Source organism: Streptomyces sp. NPDC047869 (genome assembly GCF_040704065.1).
GTDB lineage: Bacteria > Actinomycetota > Actinomycetes > Streptomycetales > Streptomycetaceae > Streptomyces.
Window position 1 is genome coordinate 188,697 of sequence record NZ_JBEYRK010000002.1, and the last position, 20,336, is coordinate 209,032.

Consider the following 20,336-nt stretch of genomic DNA (forward strand, 5'->3'; position numbering starts at 1 on the left):
GTACGACAAGAGGATCACGGGGCGCGATCGGGCGGGGCCCCGCCCGTCGGCCGGCCGCCGCCCCTCAACGAGGCGCTTCGCGCCGCTGGATTTCCCCGGTGAGCAGGAACGCGACGTTCCGCTCGGTCTCCCGCCAGGCCCTGGTGTCCAGTTCGACGGACTGCAGTAGGGCGCACTCGACCCGGTATCCGTGCTCGGTCAGTCCGCGGCCGACGAGTTCGGCCTCGTCACGGGTCGCGGCGTGGGTGACGATGCGCTGCGGCCGGCGGTCGGCGACCGCGGAGACCACGGCCGCTCCCCCGCCGCCCACGCGTACGACGTCGGGTTCGGGCAGGTTCTCGAGGACGTGCGGGGCGGTGCCCTGGACCAGCTGGAGCTGGACGCCGAAGCGGCGCGCGGCGGCCTCGGTCCGGGCGCAGGCCTCGGGCAGCCGGTCGACGGCGATGACGGCGGCCCCGGCGCGCGCGGCCTCCGTGGCGAACGCGCCGCTGCCGCAGCCGATGTCCCACACGAGGTCGCCGACGCGCGGTCCGAGACGGGCGAGTTGGGCGGCCCGCAGCAGCTGGGTCTCGCCCTCGCCCAGACCGCCGTGCGCGCCGTACTCCTCGTCCGGCTGCACCCAGCCGCGCGGCCCGGTGCCCGGGTCGCGGCCGGAGATCCAGCCGCCGTCCTCGGCCGCCGCCGCCCGGCCGCCGACGACGATGACGACGTTGGGGTCGCGCCAGGTGTGGTCGGCGGCCTTGTCGGAGGTGACGACGGTGACCTGTTCGCGTGCGGTGCCCAGTTCCTCGCAGATGACGAAGGTGCGGTGGACCCCCTCCATCAGGAGGCCGAGTTCGGCGGGTCCGGCGCCCGGTGAGGTGAGGACGGCGACCTTGGTGTGGGCGCGGCACACGTTGACGGCGCGGCGCAGGGTGCGCCGGTGGGCGACGACCACCTGGGCGTCGTCCCAGGGCATGCCGGCACGCGCGAAGGCGGCGGCCACGGAGGAGACGGCGGGGACGACCTCGACCTCGAGTCCGAACTCCGGTGCCCGCAGGGTCCGTACGACGCCGAAGAAGCCGGGGTCGCCGTCGGCGAGCACGACCGCGGTGCCGCGGTGCGCGGCGATGCGACGGGCGGCCAGGGCGACGCTGCCGAGGCGGACGCGCTCGGCGGCGGGCGGGATGTCGGGGAGCGCCAGGTGGTGGACCGCGCCCGCCACGAGCGTGGCGGCGCCGAGGGCGGCGCGTGCCGCCTCGGTCGGCGGCGAGCCGTCCCAGCCGATCACCGTGACCCGGTCGGCCATCGTCGTCAGTCTCCGTTTTCGCAGGTCGTCTGGGGTACGGGCCCTGGGTGGGCACCGCGAGCGTACCCGGTGAAGCCGGCGGACGCGCGGTGGGGGCGGCGGTGCGCGGTTGTGTGCGGCCCGGTGGGGTTCAGTTCCAGTCGGAGTAGGAGCTGAAACCACCGGTGTCGGCGAACTGCTCGTCGCCGCCTTCGAGGTCCTCCGGCAGCAGGCTCCAGACGATGAAGTCGGTACGGGTGTCGGTCCAGGTGCCGTCCGCGGTGCGGAGGTGGACTATGCAGGCGTTGCGCAGCACGCCCTCGCTGATGCAGCCGATCTTCTGGGCGACCTGCTGGGAGGCGGTGTTGTCGGCGGCGGTGCGCAGCTCGATGCGCTCAAACTTCTGGTCGCCGAAGAGCCATTGGGCGGTGGCGAGCGCGGCCTCGGACGCATAGCCCTCGCCGCGGGCCCAGGGCGCGATGATGTACGACAGCTCGGTGGCGCGGATGTGCCAGTTGGTCCTGGTCAGCTGGACGATGCCGACCAGGCGCTGGGTGAGGAACTCGGTGACCGCGAGGTCCAGGCCCCGGCCCGCGGCGCGTTCGGCGGGCGCGTACGCGGTGATCCAGTGCCGGGCGCCGTCCTCGGTGAACGGCTGCGGTACGTCGGTCCAGGCGGCGATCTGCTCGTCGTTCATCATCTCGGCCATCGCGGGCACGTCGTCCTCGTCGAGGGGTCGCAGCACCAACCGCTCCGTGCTGATGGAGATGTTGGGGAAGGTGCTACTCATGCGCCGCTCCGTAACCTTCGAAAAACCTGCAGGGGCTGCTGAACTGCCCAGCATGCAGCATGAAAGCACCGAATCGCACAACGGGGCCCACTCCTTGTGAGGAAGCGGACCCCGTGCGTGGCGATATGGGATCAGAAGGACGGGATGACCGAGCCCTGGTACTTGTCCTCGATGAACTTCTTCACCTCGGGCGAGGTCAGCAGCTTGGCGAGCTTCTTGACCCGGGGGTCCTTCTCGTTGCCCTCCTTGACCGCGAGGAAGTTGCCGTACGGGCTGTTCTTCGCGGACTCCAGGACCAGTGCCTCCTGGGCGGGCTTGATGCCGGAGGAGATGGCGTAGTTGCCGTTGATCACCGCCGCGTCCACGTCGTCCAGGGAGCGCGCGGTCTGGGCCGCCTCGACCTCCTTGAACTGGAGCTTCTTCGGGTTCTTGGTGATGTCCCGCGGGGTGGCCTCGGTGCCGACGCCGTCCTTGAGGGTGATCAGCCCGTTGGCGGCGAGCAGCTTCAGGGCGCGGGCCTCGTTGACGGCGTCGTTCGGGACGGCGATGGTCGCACCGCTCTTCAGGGCGTCGGCCTTCTTGACCTTGTGGGAGTAGAGGCCGAGCGGTTCCAGGTGCACCGTGACGACGGGCGCGATGTGGGTGCCGCGCTTCTTGTTGAAGTCGTCGAGGTACGGCTGGTTCTGGAAGTAGTTGGCGTCCACCGAGCCGTCCTCGGTCGCCGTGTTCGGCGTGATGTAGTCGGTGAACTCCTTGACCTCGAGGTCGAGGCCCGCCTTCTTCGCCAGGTTCTTCTCGACGAAGTTCAGGATCTCGGCGTGCGGGGTCGGGCTCGCGGCGACGACCAGCGGGCCGCTGTAGTCGGAGGAGCCGGCGGAGTCCTTGTCGGAGCCGCAGGCGCTGAGCCCGAGGGTGAGGGCTCCGGCGGCGAGGACGGCGGTGGTGAGCTTGGCGGTGTTACGCACGAAAAGTGCCTTTCCTTAAGGGTGGTGCGGCCCCGTGATGGGTGCACGGGGAGTTCTGGAGGCGGGGCGGTGGCGCTCAGGCGACCTCGGTGATGTCGGCGGCCGCGGGCTCCTTGGCCTTGAGCAGGCGGAGCTTCGGCGCGGGGCCGGAGCGGGCGCCGCGGTGGTGCAGCGCGCGGGCCGCGTAGTCGCCGGCGAACTGGATGAGGGAGATGACGACGGCGAGGATCGCCACGATCATCCACATCAGGCCGGTCTCGAAGCGCTGGTAGCCGTAGCGGACGGCGAGGTCGCCGAGGCCGCCGGCGCCGACGGTGCCGGCCATGGCGGAGTAGCCGATGAGGGCGACGAGGGTGGTGGTCGCGGAGGCGATCAGCGACGGCAGGGCCTCCGGCACGAGGACCTTGCGGACGATGGTGAGGGTGTTGCCGCCCATCGACTGCACGGCCTCGACGAGCCCGCCGTCCACTTCGCGGACGGCCGTCTCGACGAGGCGCGCGAAGAACGGGATGGCGCCGATGGCCAGCGGCACGATGGCCGCGTCACGGCCGATGCTGGTCCCGGTGACCCACCGGGTGAAGCTGGTCAGGGCGACCATGAGGATGATGAACGGCATGGAGCGGGTGATGTTCACGACCTGGCCGAGGACCTTGTTCACCACGACGTTCTGCAGCAGGCCGCCGCGCTCGCTGAGCACGAGCAGGATGCCCAGCGGAAGACCGGCGGCGACGGCGATGAGCGTGGACCACCCGACCATGTAGGCGGTGTTCCAGCACTCCGGTTCCAGCAGCGACCACATCTCGGACCAGGTCACTTCGCGCCCTCCTTCACCAGCACGGGCTCCTGGCCCTCGTGTTCGACGACGTCGATCTGCAGGCCCTGCTCGCGCAGGAAGCCGACCGGCACCACGTTGTCCTCGTAGCGGCCGGGCAGCTCGATGCGCATGCGGCCGATCTGGAGTCCGCCGACGGTGTCGATGGCGGCACCGAGGATCGAGATGTCGATGTTGTAGGTGCGCGAGAGCTGGGAGATGACCGGCTGGGTGGCGGCCTCGCCGTGGAAGGTGACGTCCAGGACGGTCCGGTCGGTGCCGGTGGCCTCGCCCCCGACCGGGAAGAGGGCGGAGGCCAGCTCGGAGCCCGGGGTGGCCAGCAGCTCGCTGACCGTGCCGGACTCCACGATCCGGCCCTTCTGCATGAGGGCTGCGGAGTCGCAGATCTGCTTCACCACGTCCATCTCGTGGGTGATGAGCAGGACGGTCAGGCCGAGCTGCCGGTTCAGGTCGCGCAGCAGTTGCAGGATCGAGCGAGTGGTCTCCGGGTCGAGGGCGCTGGTGGCCTCGTCGGAGAGCAGCACCTTGGGGTCGCCGGCCAGGGCGCGGGCGATGCCGACGCGCTGCTTCTGGCCGCCGGAGAGCTGGGCGGGGTGGGCCTTCGCCTTGTCGGCGAGACCGACCAGGTCCAGCAGCTCCAGGGCCTTGCGGGAGCGCTCCTTGCCGGACTTGCCGAGGATCTCCAGCGGCAGTTCGACGTTGTCCTGCACGGTCCGCGAGGAGAGCAGGTTGAAGTGCTGGAAGACCATGCCGATCCGGCTGCGCGCCCGGCGCAGTTCCCGGCCGGCCCGCGGGCCGTGGCCGGCGAGGGCGGTGAGGTCCTGTCCGGCGACGGTCACGGTGCCGGAGGTGGGCCGCTCCAGCAGGTTGACGCAGCGGATGAGCGAGGACTTGCCGGCGCCGGACTGGCCGATGACGCCGTAGACCTCGCCCTCGCGGACGTGGAGATCGACGCCGTCGAGGGCGGTGACCTCGCGGCCGCGGGAGCGGTAGACCTTGGTCAGGCCCGATGTGGTGATCACAGGGATTCCGTCACTGTCGAGTGCGCGGGCGTGGGTGTGCCCGGGCACGGGTGCATGCATTGCATTCGGTCAGGGACGCGGCACGGTTCTCGCTGTGGCGATGGAACCGGGGAGAACATCGTGTGCGCTGGGCGGCGTCAGTCCGCGCGGCGGCGGGGACAGGCCACGGCTCTCGCTTCGGGGCGCGAGGCTCGGGTGGTGCGGGGGCCCTCTAGAAGGCGCACATTCGACACATACAGCGAGCACCGGGCGGCATGGTCGCCTCGGTCGCAGGGGTGCGGCTGCTCGTCGTGGTCATGCGATCAGTAAACCAGACCGACGGTGCTGACCGGCGACGGCCGTCCGCATAGTGGACAGCCGTGGACAGTGACAGGACACGCTCAGCCGCGGACGGAGATCTCCACACCCTCGTCGGTGACCAGTGCGGACAAGGCCGAGAGGTCCCTGACCACCAGGTCGGCCCGCAGTTCCGCGGCCGGGTGGGTTGTGGTCAACGCCACGGTGGTCATACCGGCCGCGCGGCCCGCCTGGAGCCCTGCGGGGGCGTCCTCGAAGACCACGCAGTGGGCCGGGTCCACGCCGAGCTGCCGGGCCGCGAGCAGGTAGGGCTCCGGGTCGGGCTTGCCGCGGGTGATGTCGTCGGCGGCGACGAACGTCTTGGGCAGGATGCCGACGGCGTCCAGCCGGGCCTCGGCCAGCCGCCGGGTGGCGGAGGTCACGACGGCCCAGCGGTCGGCGGGCAGCGAGTTGAGGAAGTCCCGCGTCCCGGGCAGCAGCCGCACCCCTCCGCCGGGCACGTCCTCGACCTCGAGCTGCTCGACCCGCGCGACCGCCTCCGGGACAAGGCGGGCGGGCAGCAGGTCGGCGACTATCTCCGCCGCGGGCCGCCCGTGCAGCTCCACCCGCCGGAACTCCTCGGCCGTGATCCCGTACTCCCGCGCCCAGCGCGTCCAGCAGCGCTCGACGGATTCGAGCGAGGAGACCAGGGTGCCGTCGTTGTCGAACAGGAGGGCTTGTGCGTGGATCGTCATGGTCTAGACCCTACGGCGTACAGCGGGGTCGGCGGCGGCGGGCCGTTTCCGCCGTAATAGGGTCACCGCATGCTCAATGCCCTGACGCTGGTGACCGGGCTCACCGCGCTGCTGCTCGCCGCCTGGTGCGGCTGGGCCGCCTACCGGGACCAGCCGACCAAGGACTGGCACTTCATCGGCATGGCCGTGGTGTCCCTGCTGGCCGTGGTCCAGTTGGTCGTCGGGGTCGTCCGGCTGGCGCGGGGCGAGAAGCCGGAGCAGGGCACGGCGATCTTCGTGGCGTATCTGCTGGGCGCGTTCGCCTGTGTGCCGGCGGCGGGCTTCATGTCGCTGGCGGAGCGGACCCGCTGGGGCTCCGTGACGGTGGCCGCCGGCGGCGTGGTCCTCGCCGTGCTGGAGGTGCGGCTGTATGACATCTGGGGAGCCTGAGATGACGGCGGTTCAGGAGAAGCCGGCCCGGTTGATCAGCGGGCCGGGGATGCTGCTGGTGTGGTTCTACGGCGTGATGGTGGTCGGGGCCGTGTCGCGCTCGGTGTACCAGATCGCGACGGACTTCGGCCGGGCACCGCTGGCCTACTCGCTGTCGGCGGTCGCCGGCCTGGTGTACGGGTTCATCACGTACTCGCTGGTCCGGGGCGGGGAGACGGCCCGCAGGGCGGCACTGGTGTGCTGTGCCGCCGAGCTCGCGGGCGTGCTGATCGTGGGTACCTGGACCCTGGCCGACCCCTCCGCCTTCCCGGACGCGACCGTCTGGTCCGACTACGGCATGGGGTACGTCTTCATCCCGGTGCTGCTGCCGCTGTCGGCGATGTACTGGCTGCGCAGGTCGCGCGAGCGCGTCACGCGGTAGCCGCGTACGTGCCCGCCCGCTTCTCCAGGACGATCAGCTCCACTCCGTCGGCGCCCGTGGACCGGCCCACCGTCTCGTAGCCGACCCGGCGGTACAGCCGGAGGTTGCCCTCGCTGCGGTGGCCGGTGTGCAGGCGGAACCGGGTGGCGCCGCGCTGCTCGGACAGTGCCGTCTCGGCCGCGCGCAGCAGCCGCGCGCCGATGCCGTGGCCCTGGAGCCGCGGGTGGACGCAGAGCTTGCCGATGGCGGCCGCGCCGTCCTCGGTCACCTTGCCGCGCACCGAGCCGACCACCTCCTCGCCGAGCCGTGCGACGAACACGCAGTCGGCGACGACCTCCTGACGGACGGAGTCCAGGCTCTGCACGAGCGGGTCGATGCGGTAGTTGCCGTACAGCGCCGCCTCGCTCTGGAAGCACAGGTACTGGAGCCTGAAGATCTGCTCCGCGTCCTGCTCGGTCGCCACCGAGATGGTCACGCTCATGCCCATGTGCGCATGCCTCCCGCTCACCTGATCACCGGTCGTCCCCCACTCCTATCCCCGCGCTTCGCGGGCCGCAACCTCCGGCGTGAGCAATCGCCGCAGACATCCCAGACATCTGGAGCGTTCCGGTCCGAGACTGCCCTGTGAGATACCCAACTCCCCGGCGATCTCCCGGTATGTCGGGTCGTTCGGCGAGAGCAGCGCCTCCAGCAGCCGGGGGCAGCGCCCGGGCAGTGCGCGGACCGCTTCGCGCAGGGCCCGGTACCGGGCGGCGTTGAGGGCGAGCTGCTCCGGTCCGGGGCGCGCGTCGGCCGGTTCGGCTCCGTACGGCCGCTCGCGCCGGGCGGTACGGCGGCCGCGGCGGGCCTCGGCGCGAACGGCGCCGCGCAGCCAGCCGTGCGGGTCCGGCGGCGGCCCGCCGGCCGCCAGGCGCTCCAGCAGCCGCAGCCAGACGGCCTGTTCCAGGTCGGCCGGCTCGCTCCCGGCCGCCTGCGCCTCGGCGGACGCCTCGGCGGTGAGCAGGGGGCCGAGGGCGGCCACCAGGTCGTGCGTCATACGCGGAACGACGCGCCGCCCCGGTGCCGGGTTCCGGGACGGCGCACGCTCACCCCGAAAGGTGTGTGACGGCCGGGGTGTTGACGCGGGCCGCGGGGTCAGCGGGCCAGGAAGTCGGCCCGGGCGAGCAGGCCGGTGTCGGCGTTGTCGGTGAAGACGCCGTCGATACCGGTGGCGAAGTACGTGGCGAAGGCGCCGAAGGCGTCACCGTAGGCGTCCGCCGCGCCACCCTTGCGGTACTCGGCCGGGAGGAAGGGGTTCTCGTTGCGCATGGTGTAGGGGTGCAGGATCAGCCCGACCTTGTGCGCGTCGGCGACCAGCGTGCTCGGCTCGGCGAGGGTGCCGTCCGCCTTCCTCGGGATGACCAGGTCGAGGGTGGGGCCGATGCCCTGGGCGTAACCAGCCATCTCCCGCAGGCCCTTGGGCGCGATGAGGTCGGCGACCGTGCGCGGGTCGCCCGAGTCGACGAAGTCGTAGGGGCGGCTGTTCGCCGAGGAGAGCAGCACGACGAGCGGGTTGTCGACGAGCCGGTTCAGCCGCTGGATGCTGGTCGGCTCGAAGGACTGCAGGATCACCGGCGCGTTCCGGCCGTCCTTGCCGTACTTGCGCAGCAGCTTCGCCACCCGCTCCTCCAGGCCGAGGCCCAGCTTGCGGAAGTAGGTGGGGTGCTTGGTCTCCGGGTAGATCCAGACCTGCCTGCCCCGCCTGCGGGTCTGCTCATCCTGCCACCTCAGGACCTCTTCGAAGGTGGGGATCTCCCAGCGGCCGTCGTAGAGGGTGTTGTGCGGCCGGTTGGCCGGGATGCGCTCGACGGCGCGCAGCGTCTTCAGCTCGGCCAGGGTGAAGTCCTCGGTGAACCAGCCGGTGGTGGAGACGCCGTCCAGCACCTTGGTGGTCCTGCGGCTCGCGAACTCGGGGTGCGAGGCGACGTCCGTGGTGCCGCCGATCTCGGGCTCGTGCCGGCAGACGAGGTGGCCGTCCCGGGTGGGCACCAGGTCACCGGCCTCCACGATGTCCGCGCCGAGGTCGAGGGCCAGCTCGTAGGAGCCGAAGGTGTGCTCGGGGCGGTAGCCGCTGGCCCCCCGGTGGCCGATGATCGTCGGGATTGGCAGGCTCTTCAGCCCGCGCCCCCCGTGTGCGGCCGTCCCGGTACCGGCCGCCCGGGCGGCGCCGGGCAGTCCGAGGACCACCCCGCCCGCGCCGAGCACCGCCGCGCCGAGCACGGCCCGCCGTCCGGTGGTCCGCTGCCGCTCGTCCGCCCGGTCGCCGTCCATGCGGTCCATGCGCCCTCCTGCCGTTCGCTGCGTGTCTGTCCCCGGCGTTCCGGTTCCGGGGCGCCGGTGCGCGCCGATCGTAGGGGTGCCGGTGTGACGTACGGGAGACCCTTGTCCGAACAAGCGGGTGACGCCGGTTGTCCGGCGGGCGGCGGAATGTGACGGTGCGTCGGCATCGCCGGGAGCGGAACGGGTAGCCGGACGGTACGGGCTCCGCGCGATGTCCGTCACATCGCCCACCCGGACGCCACACCTGTGTTCCGGCGCTTCACCGCAGGTAAACCAGTGTCAACAGTGCGTAAGACCTCGGTGAACCGGGCCTCCCCGATGTGCGCTTCCCCCGGAGCCGCGAGTAATGTCCTCACCTGCACAGACACATATCGCCCACCTCGACATCGGAGGACCCGTTGTCCCGCTTCGCGCTCATCAAGGCAGTGCTCGGACCGATCATGCGTCTGATGTTCCGCCCTCAGGTGGAGGGCGTGGAGCACATCCCGGGGGACGGGCCGGTCATCCTGGCCGGTAATCACCTGACCTTCATCGACTCGATGATCCTGCCCCTGGTCTGCGACCGTCAGGTCGTCTTCATCGGCAAGGACGAGTACGTCACCGGCAAGAACCTCAAGGGCCGGCTCATGGCGTGGTTCTTCACCGGCGTCGGCATGATCCCGGTGGACCGCGACGGCGGCCGCGGCGGTGTGGCGGCCCTGATGACCGGGCGCCGCGTCCTCGAGGAGGGCAGGATCTTCGGCATCTACCCCGAGGGCACCCGCTCCCCCGACGGCCGCCTCTACCGTGGCCGCACCGGCATCGCCCGGCTCACCCTGATGACGGGCGCCCCGGTGGTCCCGTTCGCGATGATCGGCACGGACAAGCTCCAGCCGGGCGGGTCGGGCATCCCGCGGCCCGGCCGGGTGACCGTCCGCTTCGGCGAGGCGATGGAGTTCTCCCGGTACGAGGGGATGGACCGGGACCGCTACGTGCTGCGGGCGGTGACCGACTCGGTGATGGCCGAGGTCATGCGGCTGTCGGGTCAGGAGTATGTGGACATGTACGCGACCAAGGCGAAGGCAGCCTGAGCCTCCGGCGGTTCGGCGGCTTTTCGGCTGCGGGTGCGTGGGGGCTCGTCGCGCAGTTCCCCGCGCCCCTTTGGGTCACTCCGGGTCTTCCAGTTTCTGTTCCTTCAGCAGGAACCACGCCGCCGCCGCTGTGGCCAGCAGGACCGCTGCTCCCGCTCCGCATGCGAGGTGGAGGCCGTGGACGAAGGAGTCGCGGGCGGCGTCCAGCATGTGCTGGGCGGGGAGGGACGGCATGTTCTTCGCCGCCTCCACGGCGCCGCCCAGTGACTCGTGGGCCTGGGCCGGGGTGCCCGCCGGGCCGGTGAAGCCGCGGTAGGCGCCGGTCACGATGGAGCCGAGCAGGGCGATGCCCAGGGCCGCGCCGAGTTCGTACGCCGTCTCCGAGACCGCGGACGCCGCGCCCGCCTCGTTCTTGGGGACGCCGGCGAGGATGACGTCGGCGGTCACGGTGAACGAGAAGCCCGCGCCCACACCCACGACGAGCAGCGCGGCGCCGAGCAGCGGGTAGCCCGTCGACCGGCTCAGCGTCGTCAGCACGGCCAGGGCCGCACCGACCGCCGCCAGGCCGCCGGAGACCACCACCCGCACCGAGAAGCGGCGGGCCGCCCGGCCCGCGACCAGGCCGGCCGCCACCGCGCCCACGGCCGCGGGCAGTTCGGCCAGGCCCGCCTCGAACGGACGCCTGCCCTGGACGAGTTGCAGGTACTGGGAGAGGAAGAAGACCAGGCCGGACATGCCCAGCACGGTCAGCAGGTCGGCGAGGACCGCACCGCTGAAGCCCCGGCGCCGGAACAGACGCATGTCCAGCAGCGGGACCGGCATGGTGAGCTGTCGGCGTACGAAGCCGTACAGCGCGGCCGCGCCGAGCAGGCCCGCCGCTGCCGCGACCGGGGTCGGGCCGTGCGCGGCGGCGTCCTTGACCGCGTACACGACGCCGATCATGCCGACGAGGGACAGCACGACACTGCTCAGGTCCCATGGCCCGGGGGCGGGGTTGCGGGACTCGGGCAGCGTGCGGATGCCGACCAGGACCAGCACCGCCATGACCGGCAGGTTGATCAGGAACACCGAGCCCCACCAGAAGTGCTCCAGCAGGAAGCCGCCCGCGATGGGGCCGACGGCGGTGCCGGCGGAGGCGGTGGCGCCCCAGATACCGATGGCGAGGCTGCGCTCGCGCGGGTCGTGGAAGAGGTTGCGGATCAGGGCGAGGGTGGCGGGCATCAGGGTGGCGCCCGCGACGCCGAGCAGCGCCCGCGCCAGGATCATCAGTTCGGGTGTGGTCGCGTAGGCGTTCAGGACGGATATCGCGCCGAACGCCGTGGCGCCGGCGAGCAGGATGCGCTTGCGGCCGATGCGGTCGCCGAGGCTGCCCATGGAGACCAGCAGCCCGGCGATGACGAAGGAGTAGACGTCCCCGATCCACAGCAGCTGGGTGCCGGAGGGGCGCAGGTCCTCGCTGATGTAGGGGGTGGCGAGACCGAGGACGGTGGCGTCGACGGCCACCAGCAGCACGGCCAGGACGAGGACCGAAAGCGCGAGCCAGCGGTCCGGGCGCCTCACCGCCCCGGTCGTGCCGGCCGGCTGCAGGGTGCTGGTCATGATTCCTCTCTCCGCGGTGCGTTCGCACGTCGTGCGCCGCCGAGCAGCAGCTCGACGACCATGTGGCTGAAGTCCTTGCCGGCCACCCGGCCCTCCGCGACCGCCCAGGCGCCGGAGGCCAGCAGGCCGTACAGCGCCTCGGTGAGCCAGGCCGGGGTGAGGTCGATGCGGAACTCGCCGCTCTCCTGACCGCGCCGGAACAGGTCCGTGAGGCGCTCGTCGAGGCGGGTCCAGCCCTCGTTCTGCTCCTCGCCCTCGAAGAGCTGGTTCTCGGTGTAGAGGAAGGCGAGCAGGCCGGCCGCGGGCTCGATGGCGCGGACCAGGCGGCGGACCGCCTCGCCCGCCGGGCCCTCGTCCAGGCGGGCCGCGTCCAGGGCGGCCTCGCACTCCGCGATGCCGAGCGCCTCCAGGGCCCGGACGAGGGCGTCGCGTCCCGCGAAGTGGCGGTGCAGGGTGGCCCGGCTGATCCCGGCGGCCCTGGCCACCTCGTCCATGGTCGCGGTGGACTTGCGGGTCAGCAGGGCGGCCGCGCTGCGCAGCACCTGGTCACGATCGAGGGCCATGAGACAAGGATAGCCCAAGTGAGACACTAATGTCTCACTGTGGGCATGCGTGACTCATGACCGCTGGTCGGAGCCGGTTCGGGGCGGGTGTCGGTCAGTGCCAGGGGAGCTGTCCGCGCCGCTCCCAGTAGGCGTGCGGGTCCTCCACCAGCGTGGCGAGCCGGGTGAGCTGGTCCACGTCGAGGTCCACGACTGCCGCGTGCAGGTTGGAGGCGAGCTGGTTGAGTGTCGCGGCGCCGGAGAGGACGACCCCGGCCCAGGGCTGGCGCAGGATCACGGCGAGGGCCACCGCGTCGCAGCCGAGGCCGGTCTCCTCGGCCACCGACTTCAGCATGTCCGGAGCGTGCGGCGCGGCGAGCCGGCCGTTGGCCATGCCCTCCTTGACGATCACGGTCAGCCCGGCGTCGTGCGCCTCGGCCAGCGCGGGTCCGGCCGAGGTCTCGAGGGCGTTGTACGTCGACTGGACGGTGCGGAAGAGGGGCTCGCCCTCGACCGTCACCTCGAGCGCGGCGCGGATGGCGTCGGCCTGGGCGGGGCCGCTGGTGGAGAAGCCGACGGTGAGTCCGCCGGCGGCGGCCTCGGCGAGTCGGGCGTGGAGTTCCTTGTCGGTGAGGGCCGGGCTGTCCGGGGTCACCGAGTGGATCTGGTAGAGGTCCAGCCGGCCGCCGAGCAGTTCTCCGGTCTCGGCGCGCTGGCGCTCGTATGTCGCCAGACTGTGGTCCTTCACCTCGTGCCGTTCGGCGTCGGTGGACCAGCCGGCGGTATAGGTGTAGCCCCACTTGCTGCCGACGACCACGTCGTCGATCTCGGGGCGGGCGGCCAGCCAGCCGGCGAGGAACTCCTCGGAGCGGCCGTAGGAGCGGGCCACGTCGAAGTAGCGCACACCCTGCGCGTAGGCGGCGTCGAGGAGTTCGTGGGTGCGCTCGCGCAGTGCCTCGACGCTGCGGTTCTCCCCGAGGTCCTGCTCGCGGCCGAGGTTGATGTAGCCGGGGCGGCCCACCGCGGCCAGGCCGAGCCCGATGTGGCTCGTCGGCGTGGTCGCTGTCGCGAGGCGGGCGAAAGGCATCGCAGGCTCCGTTCGGTCGGCTCCGGTACGGCTTCGACGACCAACGTAACCCGCGATGACCTCCGGGTCCGCCCGGCAACTCGGCCGGATAGCTGCTCAGGTGAGGGCGGGGTGCCCTACGACGCGGCGCTCGGCCGTCCGTACGCCTTGCGGGGCTCCGCCGCCCACGCGTGCTGCGCCGCGACGTCCGTCTTGAGCTCGGCGAGCTGGACGGCGACCGCGCTGGGCGCCGTACCGCCGCGGCCGCTGCGGGAGGCGAGGGCGCCGGGGACGTCGAGGACCGAGCGGACCTCTGGGGTGAGGTGGGCGGAGATCTTCGCGAACTGCTCGTCCGTGAGCTCGTCCAGCTCCTTGCCCTCGGCTTCGGCGACCTTCACGCACTCCCCCGCGACCTCGTGGGCCACGCGGAACGGCACGCCCTGCTTGACCAGCCACTCGGCGATGTCGGTGGCGAGCGAGAAGCCGGCCGGGGCCAGTTCCTCCATGCGCTCGCGGTTGACCGTGAGGGTGGCCATCATGCCGGTGAAGGCCGGGAGCAGGACCTCGAGCTGGTCGCAGGAGTCGAAGACCGGCTCCTTGTCCTCCTGGAGGTCGCGGTTGTAGGCGAGGGGCAGGGCCTTCAGCGTCGCCATGAGACCCGTCAGGTTGCCGATCAGCCGGCCCGACTTGCCGCGCGCCAGCTCGGCGATGTCCGGGTTCTTCTTCTGCGGCATGATCGACGAGCCGGTGGAGAACGCGTCGTGCAGGGTCACGAAGGAGAACTCCTTCGTGTTCCAGATGATGATCTCCTCGGCGATCCGGGACAGGTTGACCCCGATCATCGCGGTGACGAAGGCGAACTCCGCCACGAAGTCGCGGGAGGCCGTGCCGTCGATCGAGTTGCCGGCGCTGCCGCGCTCGAAGCCGAGGTCCTTCGCCACCGCCTCCGGGTCCAGGCCCAGCGAGGAGCCCGCCAGGGCGCCCGAGCCGTACGGCGAGACGGCCGTGCGCTCGTCCCACTGGCGCAGCCGCTCGGCGTCCCGGGACAGGGACTGCACATGCGCGAGCACGTGATGGGCGAAGAGCACCGGCTGGGCGTGCTGGAGGTGGGTGCGGCCGGGCATCGCCACGTCCGGGTGGGCCTCGGCGAGGCCGATCAGCGCGTCCTGGAGTTCGGCGATCAGGCCGCCGATGATCCGGGCGTGGTCCCGCAGGTACATCCGGAAGAGCGTCGCGACCTGGTCGTTCCTGGAGCGGCCGGCGCGCAGCTTGCCGCCGAGGTCGGGGCCGAGGCGCTCCAGCAGGCCGCGCTCGAGGGCGGTGTGGACGTCCTCGTCGGCGATGGTGCCGACGAAGGAGCCGTCCGCCACGTCCGCCTCCAGCCGGTCGAGACCGGCGATCATGCGCGTCAGCTCGTCCTCGGTGAGGAGCCCCGCCTGGTGCAGCACGCGCGCGTGGGCGCGGGAGCCGGCGATGTCGTAGGGCGCGAGCCGCCAGTCGAAGTGGACGGACGCGGACAGCTTCGCCAGGGCCTCGGCGGGACCGTCGGCGAAACGGCCGCCCCAGAGCCGTACGTCACCGCTGTTGCTGCTCACTTGCGTTGCTCCTCGGAAGTCGTCTCTGTGCGACCGCCTCCCCACCCTTGCAGGCGAGGAGGCGGCTGTCAGGCGATGCGTGCGAGGTGACCCGTACGAGGTCCCCCGCTCCGGCTCAGGCCAGGTCGCGCTTGGCGGCGATCTTGGACGACAGGCTGTAGATGTCGATGAAGCCCTTGGCCGCGGCCTGGTCGAAGGTGTCGCCGGTGTCGTAGGTGGCGAGGTTGAAGTCGTACAGCGACGACTCCGAGCGCCGGCCGGTGACGACGGCGCGGCCGCCGTGCAGGGTCATCCGGATGTCGCCGGAGACGTGCTGGTTGGCCTCGTTGATGAAGCCGTCCAGGGCGCGCTTGAGCGGGGAGAACCACTGGCCGTCGTAGACCAGCTCGCCCCAGCGCTGCTCGACCTGCCGCTTGTAGCGGGCCAGCTCGCGCTCGACGGTGACGTTCTCCAGCTCCTGGTGGGCGGTGATCAGGGCGATCGCGCCGGGGGCCTCGTACACCTCGCGGGACTTGATGCCGACCAGGCGGTCCTCGACCATGTCGATCCGGCCGATGCCCTGGGCGCCGGCCCGCTCGTTGAGCTGCTGGATGGCCTGGAGCACACTGACGGGCTTGCCGTCGATGGCGACCGGGACGCCCTCCTTGAAGGTGATGACCACCTCGTCGGCCTCACGCTGGACGGCCGGGTTGGAGGTGTACTCGTAGATGTCCTCGATCGGGGCGTTCCAGATGTCCTCCAGGAAGCCCGTCTCGACGGCGCGCCCGAAGACGTTCTGGTCGATGGAGTACGGGGACTTCTTGGTGGTGGCGATCGGGAGCTGCTTGGCCTCGCAGAAGGCGATCGCCTTGTCCCGGGTCATCGCGTAGTCGCGGACCGGGGCGATGCACTTCAGGTCGGGGGCGAGGGCGACGATGCCGGCCTCGAAGCGGACCTGGTCGTTGCCCTTGCCGGTGCAGCCGTGGGCGACCGTGGTGGCGCCGTGCTTCTTGGCGGCGGCGACCAGGTGCTTCACGATCGTAGGCCGGGACAGGGCGGAGACCAGCGGGTAGCGGTCCATGTAGAGGGCGTTGGCCTTGATCGCCGGGAGGCAGTACTCGTCGGCGAACTCGTCCTTGGCATCGGCGACCTCGGCCTCGACGGCACCGCACGCGAGGGCGCGCTTGCGGATGACGTCCAGGTCCTCGCCGCCCTGGCCGACGTCGACCGCAACGGCGATGACCTCGGCGCCCGTCTCCTCGGCGATCCAGCCGATGGCGACGGAGGTGTCCAGACCGCCTGAGTAGGCGAGTACGACGCGCTCGGTCACGGGTTTCTCCTCACAGTGCATTCGCTGATATGCATGAGTATGCAGAACCCCGCATGATTCGTCAATCGCCGGTCCGGCGAGCCGGGAGTTCCGGGGAGTCCGGGCACCCCGTTGAACGAATGAAACCGCTTTCCCGTGATCCCCTCCGAACGCAGGCGCCGCGTTGCCCGATCCGGTCGCCGCGACCCGCTTCCACCATCGACCGCATCGCCATCGCCATCGCCTTAGGCCGCACCTCCACCAGACCCACCCGCCTCGGCACCCTCGCGGCCCGCACGCTCACGTAGTGAGGCGACAGGCGGCCGCGGCCACCCCGCAGACGCCGGCCGGGGTGGCCGCTGCCGGGCGAAAGCCCGTACCACGAACGGCAATTAGTTAGACAAGCGAAGGAATCGCGTCGATAATCGACGGACATGGGAAAGACCTACGAACGCATAGACGGCAGGCTCCGGACGTTCATCGAGGAGCAGCCCCTCTTCTTCACGGCCACCGCTCCCCTCTCCGGCGACGGCACGATCAACCTCTCCCCCAAGGGGCTGCGCGGCTCCTTCGCGGTGCTGGACGAACTCACCGTCGCCTACCTCGACTTCGCCGGTTCCAACGCGGAGACGATCGCGCACCTGCGGGAGAACGGCCGCATCACCCTCATGTGGTGCGCCTTCCAGGGACCGCCGAACATCGTCCGGGTGCACGGCCGGGGCGAGCCGGTCTTCCGCGACGACCCGCGCTTCGCCGCTCTGCTCGCCCGCTTCCCGGACATCGACCCGAGCACGCACGGACTGCGCGCCATCGTCGTCGTGCACGCGGAGCTGATCCGGGACACGTGCGGCTACGCCGTTCCCCACATGGCGTACGAGGAGGACCGCGACCTGCACGGGAAGCGGTTCGCGCGGGAGGACGACGCCTCGCTGAGCGCGTACTTCACCAAGAAGGAGCACGTGGCGACGAGCCTGGACGGACTACCCGGGCTGCCGTTGCCGCTCCCCCCGTCTAGCGTCTGAACCATGCGCCAAGGTGTCGTCCTCGCCCTCGTGTCCGCGTCCGTCTGCGTACTCGGTCTCTCCCCCGGCCACGGCCCGGAGCCGCTGCCCGCGCGGATGGCGGACACCGGCGGCGGCACCCAGCTGATCACCGCGTCGGCACCGGGCACCGGCTCGACGTCGGGGACGGTGACGTGGTGGGACCTGCGGGACGGGCAGTGGACGCAGGCCGGTTCCGCTCCCGCCCGGTTCGGGGCGAACGGGCTGGTGGAGGGCGGCACGCGCGAGCAGGGCACGAACACCACGCCGACCGGGCTGTACGGCATCCCGTTCGGCTTCGGCATCAAGGCCGCCCCGGCCGGGACCCGCGTCGAGTACCGGCCGGTGACGGCCGCTTCCTGGTGGTGCCAGGACAACGACTCCACGTCGTACAACCGCTGGGCCGAGCCGCTGCCCGCCGACTGCCGGGCCTCGCAGTCCGAGAAACTGAGCTCCTACGATCCCCAGTACGGGTACGCGCTCGTCATCGGCTTCAACTACGACCGGCCGGTGCGCGGGCGCGGCGCCGGGATCTTCCTGCACGTGAACGGCAAGGCCGCGACGGCGGGTTGTGTGTCCGTGCCCGAGGACGCGATGCGGAAGATCCTGAGCTGGGCGGACCCTGCGCGCAAGCCGCATGTCGCGATCGGGACGGCGGACGGCGCCACGGCCGTCACGCGGTACTGAGCAGCACCGTGAAGGTCGTCGATCCCGGCTCGCTGTCCAGCTCCACACTCCCGCCGTGCGCCTCGACCACGGCCGCCACGATCGACAGCCCGAGCCCCGCGCCGCCGCCGGATGCGTCCGCGCGGCGGCGGTGCTCGGCGCGGGTGAACCGTTCGAAGACGCCCGGCTGCACGTCCTCGGGGACGCCGGGGCCGTCGTCGTGGACCGAGAGGCGGGCCGTGCCGTCCCCGGCCGTCAGGGTCACCGTCACCTCGGTGCCGTCGGGGGTGTGCAGCCGGGCGTTGGCCAGCAGGTTGGCCAGCACCTGGTGAAGCCGGTGGGCGTCGCCCGTCACCGTCAGCGGTTCCTCGGGCAGGTCCAGTGTCCAGCGGTGGCCGGGTCCCGCGGCCCGGGCGTCCGTCACCGAGTCCAGCACCAGCCGGGTCAGGTCGACCGGGCGGCGCTCCAGGGGGCGGCCGGCGTCGAGGCGGGCCAGCAGGAGCAGGTCGTCGACCATCTCGCCCATGCGGGAGGACTCGGCGGCGATGCGCTCCAGGGCCCGGTGCACCTCCGCCGGCACCGGGCCGGGGTGCAGCAGGGCCAGTTCGGCGTGGCCGCGGACCGAGGCGACCGGGGTGCGCAGCTCGTGGCTGGCGTCGGCGGCGAAGCGGCGCAGCCGCTCCTCGCTGGCGTGCCGTTTGGTCAGGGCGCCCTCGACATGGCCCAGCATGCGGTCGAAGGCGGCCGCCACCTGTCCCACCTCGCTGCGCGGGTCGGATACCGGGGCGCGGGGCGGCAGGGCGACCTCGCCGCTGGCGAGCGGGAGTTCGCTGACCCGGGTGGCGGTGGCGGCGACCCGGCTGAGCGGGCGCAGCGACCAGCGGACCCAGAGCGCCCCGGCCACGCCGGTGATCACGAGGGCGAGGCCGAAGACGACGCCCGCCACCCGTTCCAGGCGGTGGACGGTCGCCTCGACGGGCTCCAGCGGGAGGCCGACGATCAGGACGTCCCCGTCCCGGCCCGGGAAGGCGGTCACCCGGTAGTCGTGCAGGGCGGACAGCTCGATGGTGTGGGGGCGGCCGTCGGCCGGTACCCGGGCCAGCCGCCGCTGGTCCTCGGCCGTCAGATCGACGTTCAGGTCGGCGGACGGGTCGCCGGAGCGGATGAGGCCCTTGTTGGTGACCTCGCCGTTCAGGAGGCGGGCGCCGAAGGTTCCGGTGGCCTGGCGGCGGGTGTCGCCGTGCTCGTCGCCGTCGTGGTCCGGGAGCGGCGCGTCGTGCTCCATGCTCTCCGGGAACCGGGTGCCGACCTGGACGAGCTGTTCGTCCAGGCGCTGGGTCAGGAAGCCGTTCAGCTCGACGACCGCGGCGAGTCCCACGGCGGCGCAGCTCACCGCGAGCAGGACCACGAGGCCGACGGTGAGCCGGGCGCGCAGCGTGCGGGGGCGGGGCAGCCGGCGTACGGCCCTCACCGGGTCACCGGCTTCAGTACGTAGCCGGCCCCGCGCACCGTGTGGATCATGGGTTCGCGGCCCGCGTCCACCTTTTTGCGCAGGTAGGAGATGTACAGCTCGACCACATGGGCCCGGCCGCCGAAGTCGTAGGACCAGACCCGGTCGAGGATCTGGGCCTTGCTGAGCACCCGGCGCGGGTTGCGCATGAGGAAGCGCAGCAGCTCGAACTCGGTCGGGGAGAGTTCGACCAGCTCACCGGTCCGGGTCACCTCGCGGGCCTCCTCGTCCATGACCAGGTCGCCCACGACCAGCCGGGGCCCGTCCTCCAGCTGGCGGGCCATGCCGGCCCGGCGCAGCAGGCCGCGCAGCCGGGCGACGACCTCTTCGAGGCTGAAGGGCTTGGTGACGTAGTCGTCGCCGCCCGCGGTGATGCCCGCGATGCGGTCCTCGACCGCGTCGCGGGCGGTGAGGAACAGCACGCAGACCTCGGGCTTGACCTCGTGCAGACGGCGCAGCACGGCGAAGCCGTCGGTGTCGGGCAGCATCACGTCGAGGACGACGGCGTCGGGCAGCAGTTCGCGTGCGGCGCTGACCGCGGCGGCGCCGTCGCCGGCCGCGCGCACCTCCCAGCCCTCGTAGCGCAGGGCGCCGGTCAGCACCTCCGCGAGGTCGGGATCGTCGTCGACGACGAGGACGCGCAGCGGGGTGCCGTCGGGCCGGGTGAGGGCGGGGCGGCCGGAGCGAGTGGTGTTCATGGCGTCTACCAGCATCACCCCTCGGGGGGCCGGCTGTCCGCCCCGCCCGCTCTGAGTTTCCTCTGAGCGGGCGGGCAGCTCCCTGAGATTCCTCTGAGAAAGCCCTCCGGGACCCCTGCGAAGCGGGTTTTCAGAGGTGCCCCAGAACTTCGGCCCGCACAGTGGCATGGCTGACGGACGAAGGGA

21 protein-coding genes are annotated in these 20,336 nt (G+C 71.7%); 5 read left to right on the forward strand and 16 right to left on the reverse strand.

Going from position 1 to position 20,336, the window contains the following annotated elements; translation table 11 throughout:
* Positions 1–64: 64 nt before the first annotated feature.
* From cbiE to AB0924_RS03420, 6 genes are all read right to left on the reverse strand, one after another.
* On the reverse strand, positions 65–1,288 hold the full coding sequence (cbiE, locus tag AB0924_RS03395) for a precorrin-6y C5,15-methyltransferase (decarboxylating) subunit CbiE (RefSeq protein ID WP_366910535.1): 1,224 nt from the start codon (positions 1,286–1,288) through the stop codon (positions 65–67).
* Between the two features lie 130 nt (positions 1,289–1,418).
* On the reverse strand, positions 1,419–2,057 hold the full coding sequence (locus tag AB0924_RS03400; RefSeq protein ID WP_358932232.1) for a GNAT family N-acetyltransferase: 639 nt from the start codon (positions 2,055–2,057) through the stop codon (positions 1,419–1,421).
* Positions 2,058–2,188: 131 nt separating this feature from the next.
* A complete protein-coding gene (locus tag AB0924_RS03405; RefSeq protein WP_358932230.1) occupies positions 2,189–3,022 on the reverse strand; it encodes a MetQ/NlpA family ABC transporter substrate-binding protein in 834 nt (277 codons plus the stop codon).
* A 76-nt stretch (positions 3,023–3,098) separates the two neighbouring features.
* On the reverse strand, positions 3,099–3,836 hold the full coding sequence (locus tag AB0924_RS03410) for a methionine ABC transporter permease (protein WP_358932228.1): 738 nt from the start codon (positions 3,834–3,836) through the stop codon (positions 3,099–3,101).
* Complete coding sequence (locus AB0924_RS03415; protein WP_358932226.1) at positions 3,833–4,876, reverse strand: ATP-binding cassette domain-containing protein; 1,044 nt, start codon at positions 4,874–4,876, stop codon at positions 3,833–3,835. Before AB0924_RS03415 ends, AB0924_RS03410 begins: the two co-directional genes overlap by 4 nt.
* 380 nt (positions 4,877–5,256) lie before the next feature.
* On the reverse strand, positions 5,257–5,907 hold the full coding sequence (locus tag AB0924_RS03420) for an HAD family hydrolase (RefSeq protein WP_358932224.1): 651 nt from the start codon (positions 5,905–5,907) through the stop codon (positions 5,257–5,259).
* 69 nt (positions 5,908–5,976) lie between these two features.
* Here AB0924_RS03420 and AB0924_RS03425 point away from each other — a divergent pair, with 69 nt between their 5' ends.
* Positions 5,977–6,336, forward strand: a complete 360-nt coding sequence (locus tag AB0924_RS03425) for a hypothetical protein (protein WP_359547005.1) — start codon at positions 5,977–5,979, stop codon at positions 6,334–6,336.
* Position 6,337: 1 nt separating this feature from the next.
* On the forward strand, positions 6,338–6,757 hold the full coding sequence (locus AB0924_RS03430; RefSeq protein WP_358932220.1) for a hypothetical protein: 420 nt from the start codon (positions 6,338–6,340) through the stop codon (positions 6,755–6,757).
* Here the strand turns inward: AB0924_RS03430 and AB0924_RS03435 are convergent.
* The 3 genes from AB0924_RS03435 to AB0924_RS03445 form a co-directional block, all read right to left on the reverse strand.
* Positions 6,747–7,244: a GNAT family N-acetyltransferase gene (locus tag AB0924_RS03435; protein ID WP_358932218.1), complete on the reverse strand. Its 498-nt coding sequence runs from the start codon at positions 7,242–7,244 to the stop codon at positions 6,747–6,749. The genes AB0924_RS03430 and AB0924_RS03435 overlap by 11 nt on opposite strands.
* 45 nt (positions 7,245–7,289) lie before the next feature.
* Positions 7,290–7,793, reverse strand: coding sequence for a sigma-70 family RNA polymerase sigma factor (locus AB0924_RS03440; protein WP_366910536.1), 504 nt, complete (start codon positions 7,791–7,793; stop codon positions 7,290–7,292).
* A gap of 98 nt (positions 7,794–7,891) precedes the next feature.
* Positions 7,892–9,067: a glycerophosphodiester phosphodiesterase gene (locus tag AB0924_RS03445; RefSeq protein WP_358932271.1), complete on the reverse strand. Its 1,176-nt coding sequence runs from the start codon at positions 9,065–9,067 to the stop codon at positions 7,892–7,894.
* Between the two features lie 407 nt (positions 9,068–9,474).
* On the opposite strand from AB0924_RS03445, the gene AB0924_RS03450 reads away from it, so the two are divergent.
* The gene (locus AB0924_RS03450) at positions 9,475–10,146 is read left to right on the forward strand and encodes a lysophospholipid acyltransferase family protein (protein ID WP_358932216.1); all 672 of its coding nucleotides are present in this window, start codon (positions 9,475–9,477) and stop codon (positions 10,144–10,146) included.
* Positions 10,147–10,221: 75 nt separating this feature from the next.
* On the opposite strand, the gene AB0924_RS03455 is transcribed toward AB0924_RS03450, so the two are convergent.
* The 5 genes from AB0924_RS03455 to AB0924_RS03475 form a co-directional block, all read right to left on the reverse strand.
* A complete protein-coding gene (locus AB0924_RS03455; protein WP_366910537.1) occupies positions 10,222–11,745 on the reverse strand; it encodes an MFS transporter in 1,524 nt (507 codons plus the stop codon).
* A complete protein-coding gene (locus tag AB0924_RS03460) occupies positions 11,742–12,308 on the reverse strand; it encodes a helix-turn-helix domain-containing protein (RefSeq protein ID WP_358932211.1) in 567 nt (188 codons plus the stop codon). The genes AB0924_RS03455 and AB0924_RS03460 overlap by 4 nt, the downstream gene beginning before the upstream one ends.
* Before the next feature lie 94 nt (positions 12,309–12,402).
* The gene (locus AB0924_RS03465) at positions 12,403–13,374 is read right to left on the reverse strand and encodes an aldo/keto reductase (protein WP_358932209.1); all 972 of its coding nucleotides are present in this window, start codon (positions 13,372–13,374) and stop codon (positions 12,403–12,405) included.
* A gap of 116 nt (positions 13,375–13,490) precedes the next feature.
* Positions 13,491–14,948: an argininosuccinate lyase gene (gene argH, locus AB0924_RS03470; protein WP_358932207.1), complete on the reverse strand. Its 1,458-nt coding sequence runs from the start codon at positions 14,946–14,948 to the stop codon at positions 13,491–13,493.
* 115 nt (positions 14,949–15,063) lie between these two features.
* The gene (locus AB0924_RS03475; protein WP_358932205.1) at positions 15,064–16,257 is read right to left on the reverse strand and encodes an argininosuccinate synthase; all 1,194 of its coding nucleotides are present in this window, start codon (positions 16,255–16,257) and stop codon (positions 15,064–15,066) included.
* A 413-nt stretch (positions 16,258–16,670) separates the two neighbouring features.
* Between AB0924_RS03475 and AB0924_RS03480 the strand changes: the two genes are divergently transcribed.
* Positions 16,671–17,258, forward strand: coding sequence for a pyridoxamine 5'-phosphate oxidase family protein (locus tag AB0924_RS03480; protein ID WP_366910538.1), 588 nt, complete (start codon positions 16,671–16,673; stop codon positions 17,256–17,258).
* A gap of 3 nt (positions 17,259–17,261) precedes the next feature.
* Positions 17,262–17,963 carry a L,D-transpeptidase family protein gene (locus tag AB0924_RS03485; protein WP_366910539.1) on the forward strand — a complete coding sequence of 234 codons (702 nt, stop codon included), beginning with the start codon at positions 17,262–17,264 and terminating at the stop codon, positions 17,961–17,963.
* Here the strand turns inward: AB0924_RS03485 and AB0924_RS03490 are convergent.
* Both AB0924_RS03490 and AB0924_RS03495 read right to left on the reverse strand, forming a co-directional pair.
* Positions 17,950–19,413: a HAMP domain-containing sensor histidine kinase gene (locus tag AB0924_RS03490; protein ID WP_366910540.1), complete on the reverse strand. Its 1,464-nt coding sequence runs from the start codon at positions 19,411–19,413 to the stop codon at positions 17,950–17,952. The genes AB0924_RS03485 and AB0924_RS03490 overlap by 14 nt on opposite strands.
* Positions 19,410–20,150, reverse strand: a complete 741-nt coding sequence (locus AB0924_RS03495; protein WP_358932197.1) for a response regulator transcription factor — start codon at positions 20,148–20,150, stop codon at positions 19,410–19,412. The genes AB0924_RS03490 and AB0924_RS03495 overlap by 4 nt, the downstream gene beginning before the upstream one ends.
* Positions 20,151–20,336 lie beyond the last annotated feature (186 nt).

What these genes read in the sequence shown, in the direction of transcription:
- AB0924_RS03420 (WP_358932224.1), bottom strand. Translation starts at nt 5,907, where the DNA reads ATGACGATCCACGCACAAGCCCTCCTGTTCGACAACGACGGCACCCTG.
- AB0924_RS03400 (WP_358932232.1), bottom strand. Translation starts at nt 2,057, where the DNA reads ATGAGTAGCACCTTCCCCAACATCTCCATCAGCACGGAGCGGTTGGTG.
- AB0924_RS03445 (WP_358932271.1), bottom strand. Translation starts at nt 9,067, where the DNA reads ATGGACGGCGACCGGGCGGACGAGCGGCAGCGGACCACCGGACGGCGG.
- AB0924_RS03435 (WP_358932218.1), bottom strand. Translation starts at nt 7,244, where the DNA reads ATGGGCATGAGCGTGACCATCTCGGTGGCGACCGAGCAGGACGCGGAG.
- AB0924_RS03440 (WP_366910536.1), bottom strand. Translation starts at nt 7,793, where the DNA reads ATGACGCACGACCTGGTGGCCGCCCTCGGCCCCCTGCTCACCGCCGAG.
- AB0924_RS03460 (WP_358932211.1), bottom strand. Translation starts at nt 12,308, where the DNA reads ATGGCCCTCGATCGTGACCAGGTGCTGCGCAGCGCGGCCGCCCTGCTG.
- AB0924_RS03455 (WP_366910537.1), bottom strand. Translation starts at nt 11,745, where the DNA reads ATGACCAGCACCCTGCAGCCGGCCGGCACGACCGGGGCGGTGAGGCGC.
- AB0924_RS03425 (WP_359547005.1), top strand. Translation starts at nt 5,977, where the DNA reads ATGCTCAATGCCCTGACGCTGGTGACCGGGCTCACCGCGCTGCTGCTC.
- AB0924_RS03430 (WP_358932220.1), top strand. Translation starts at nt 6,338, where the DNA reads ATGACGGCGGTTCAGGAGAAGCCGGCCCGGTTGATCAGCGGGCCGGGG.
- AB0924_RS03495 (WP_358932197.1), bottom strand. Translation starts at nt 20,150, where the DNA reads ATGAACACCACTCGCTCCGGCCGCCCCGCCCTCACCCGGCCCGACGGC.
- AB0924_RS03480 (WP_366910538.1), top strand. Translation starts at nt 16,671, where the DNA reads ATGGGAAAGACCTACGAACGCATAGACGGCAGGCTCCGGACGTTCATC.
- AB0924_RS03465 (WP_358932209.1), bottom strand. Translation starts at nt 13,374, where the DNA reads ATGCCTTTCGCCCGCCTCGCGACAGCGACCACGCCGACGAGCCACATC.
- AB0924_RS03485 (WP_366910539.1), top strand. Translation starts at nt 17,262, where the DNA reads ATGCGCCAAGGTGTCGTCCTCGCCCTCGTGTCCGCGTCCGTCTGCGTA.
- cbiE (WP_366910535.1), bottom strand. Translation starts at nt 1,288, where the DNA reads ATGGCCGACCGGGTCACGGTGATCGGCTGGGACGGCTCGCCGCCGACC.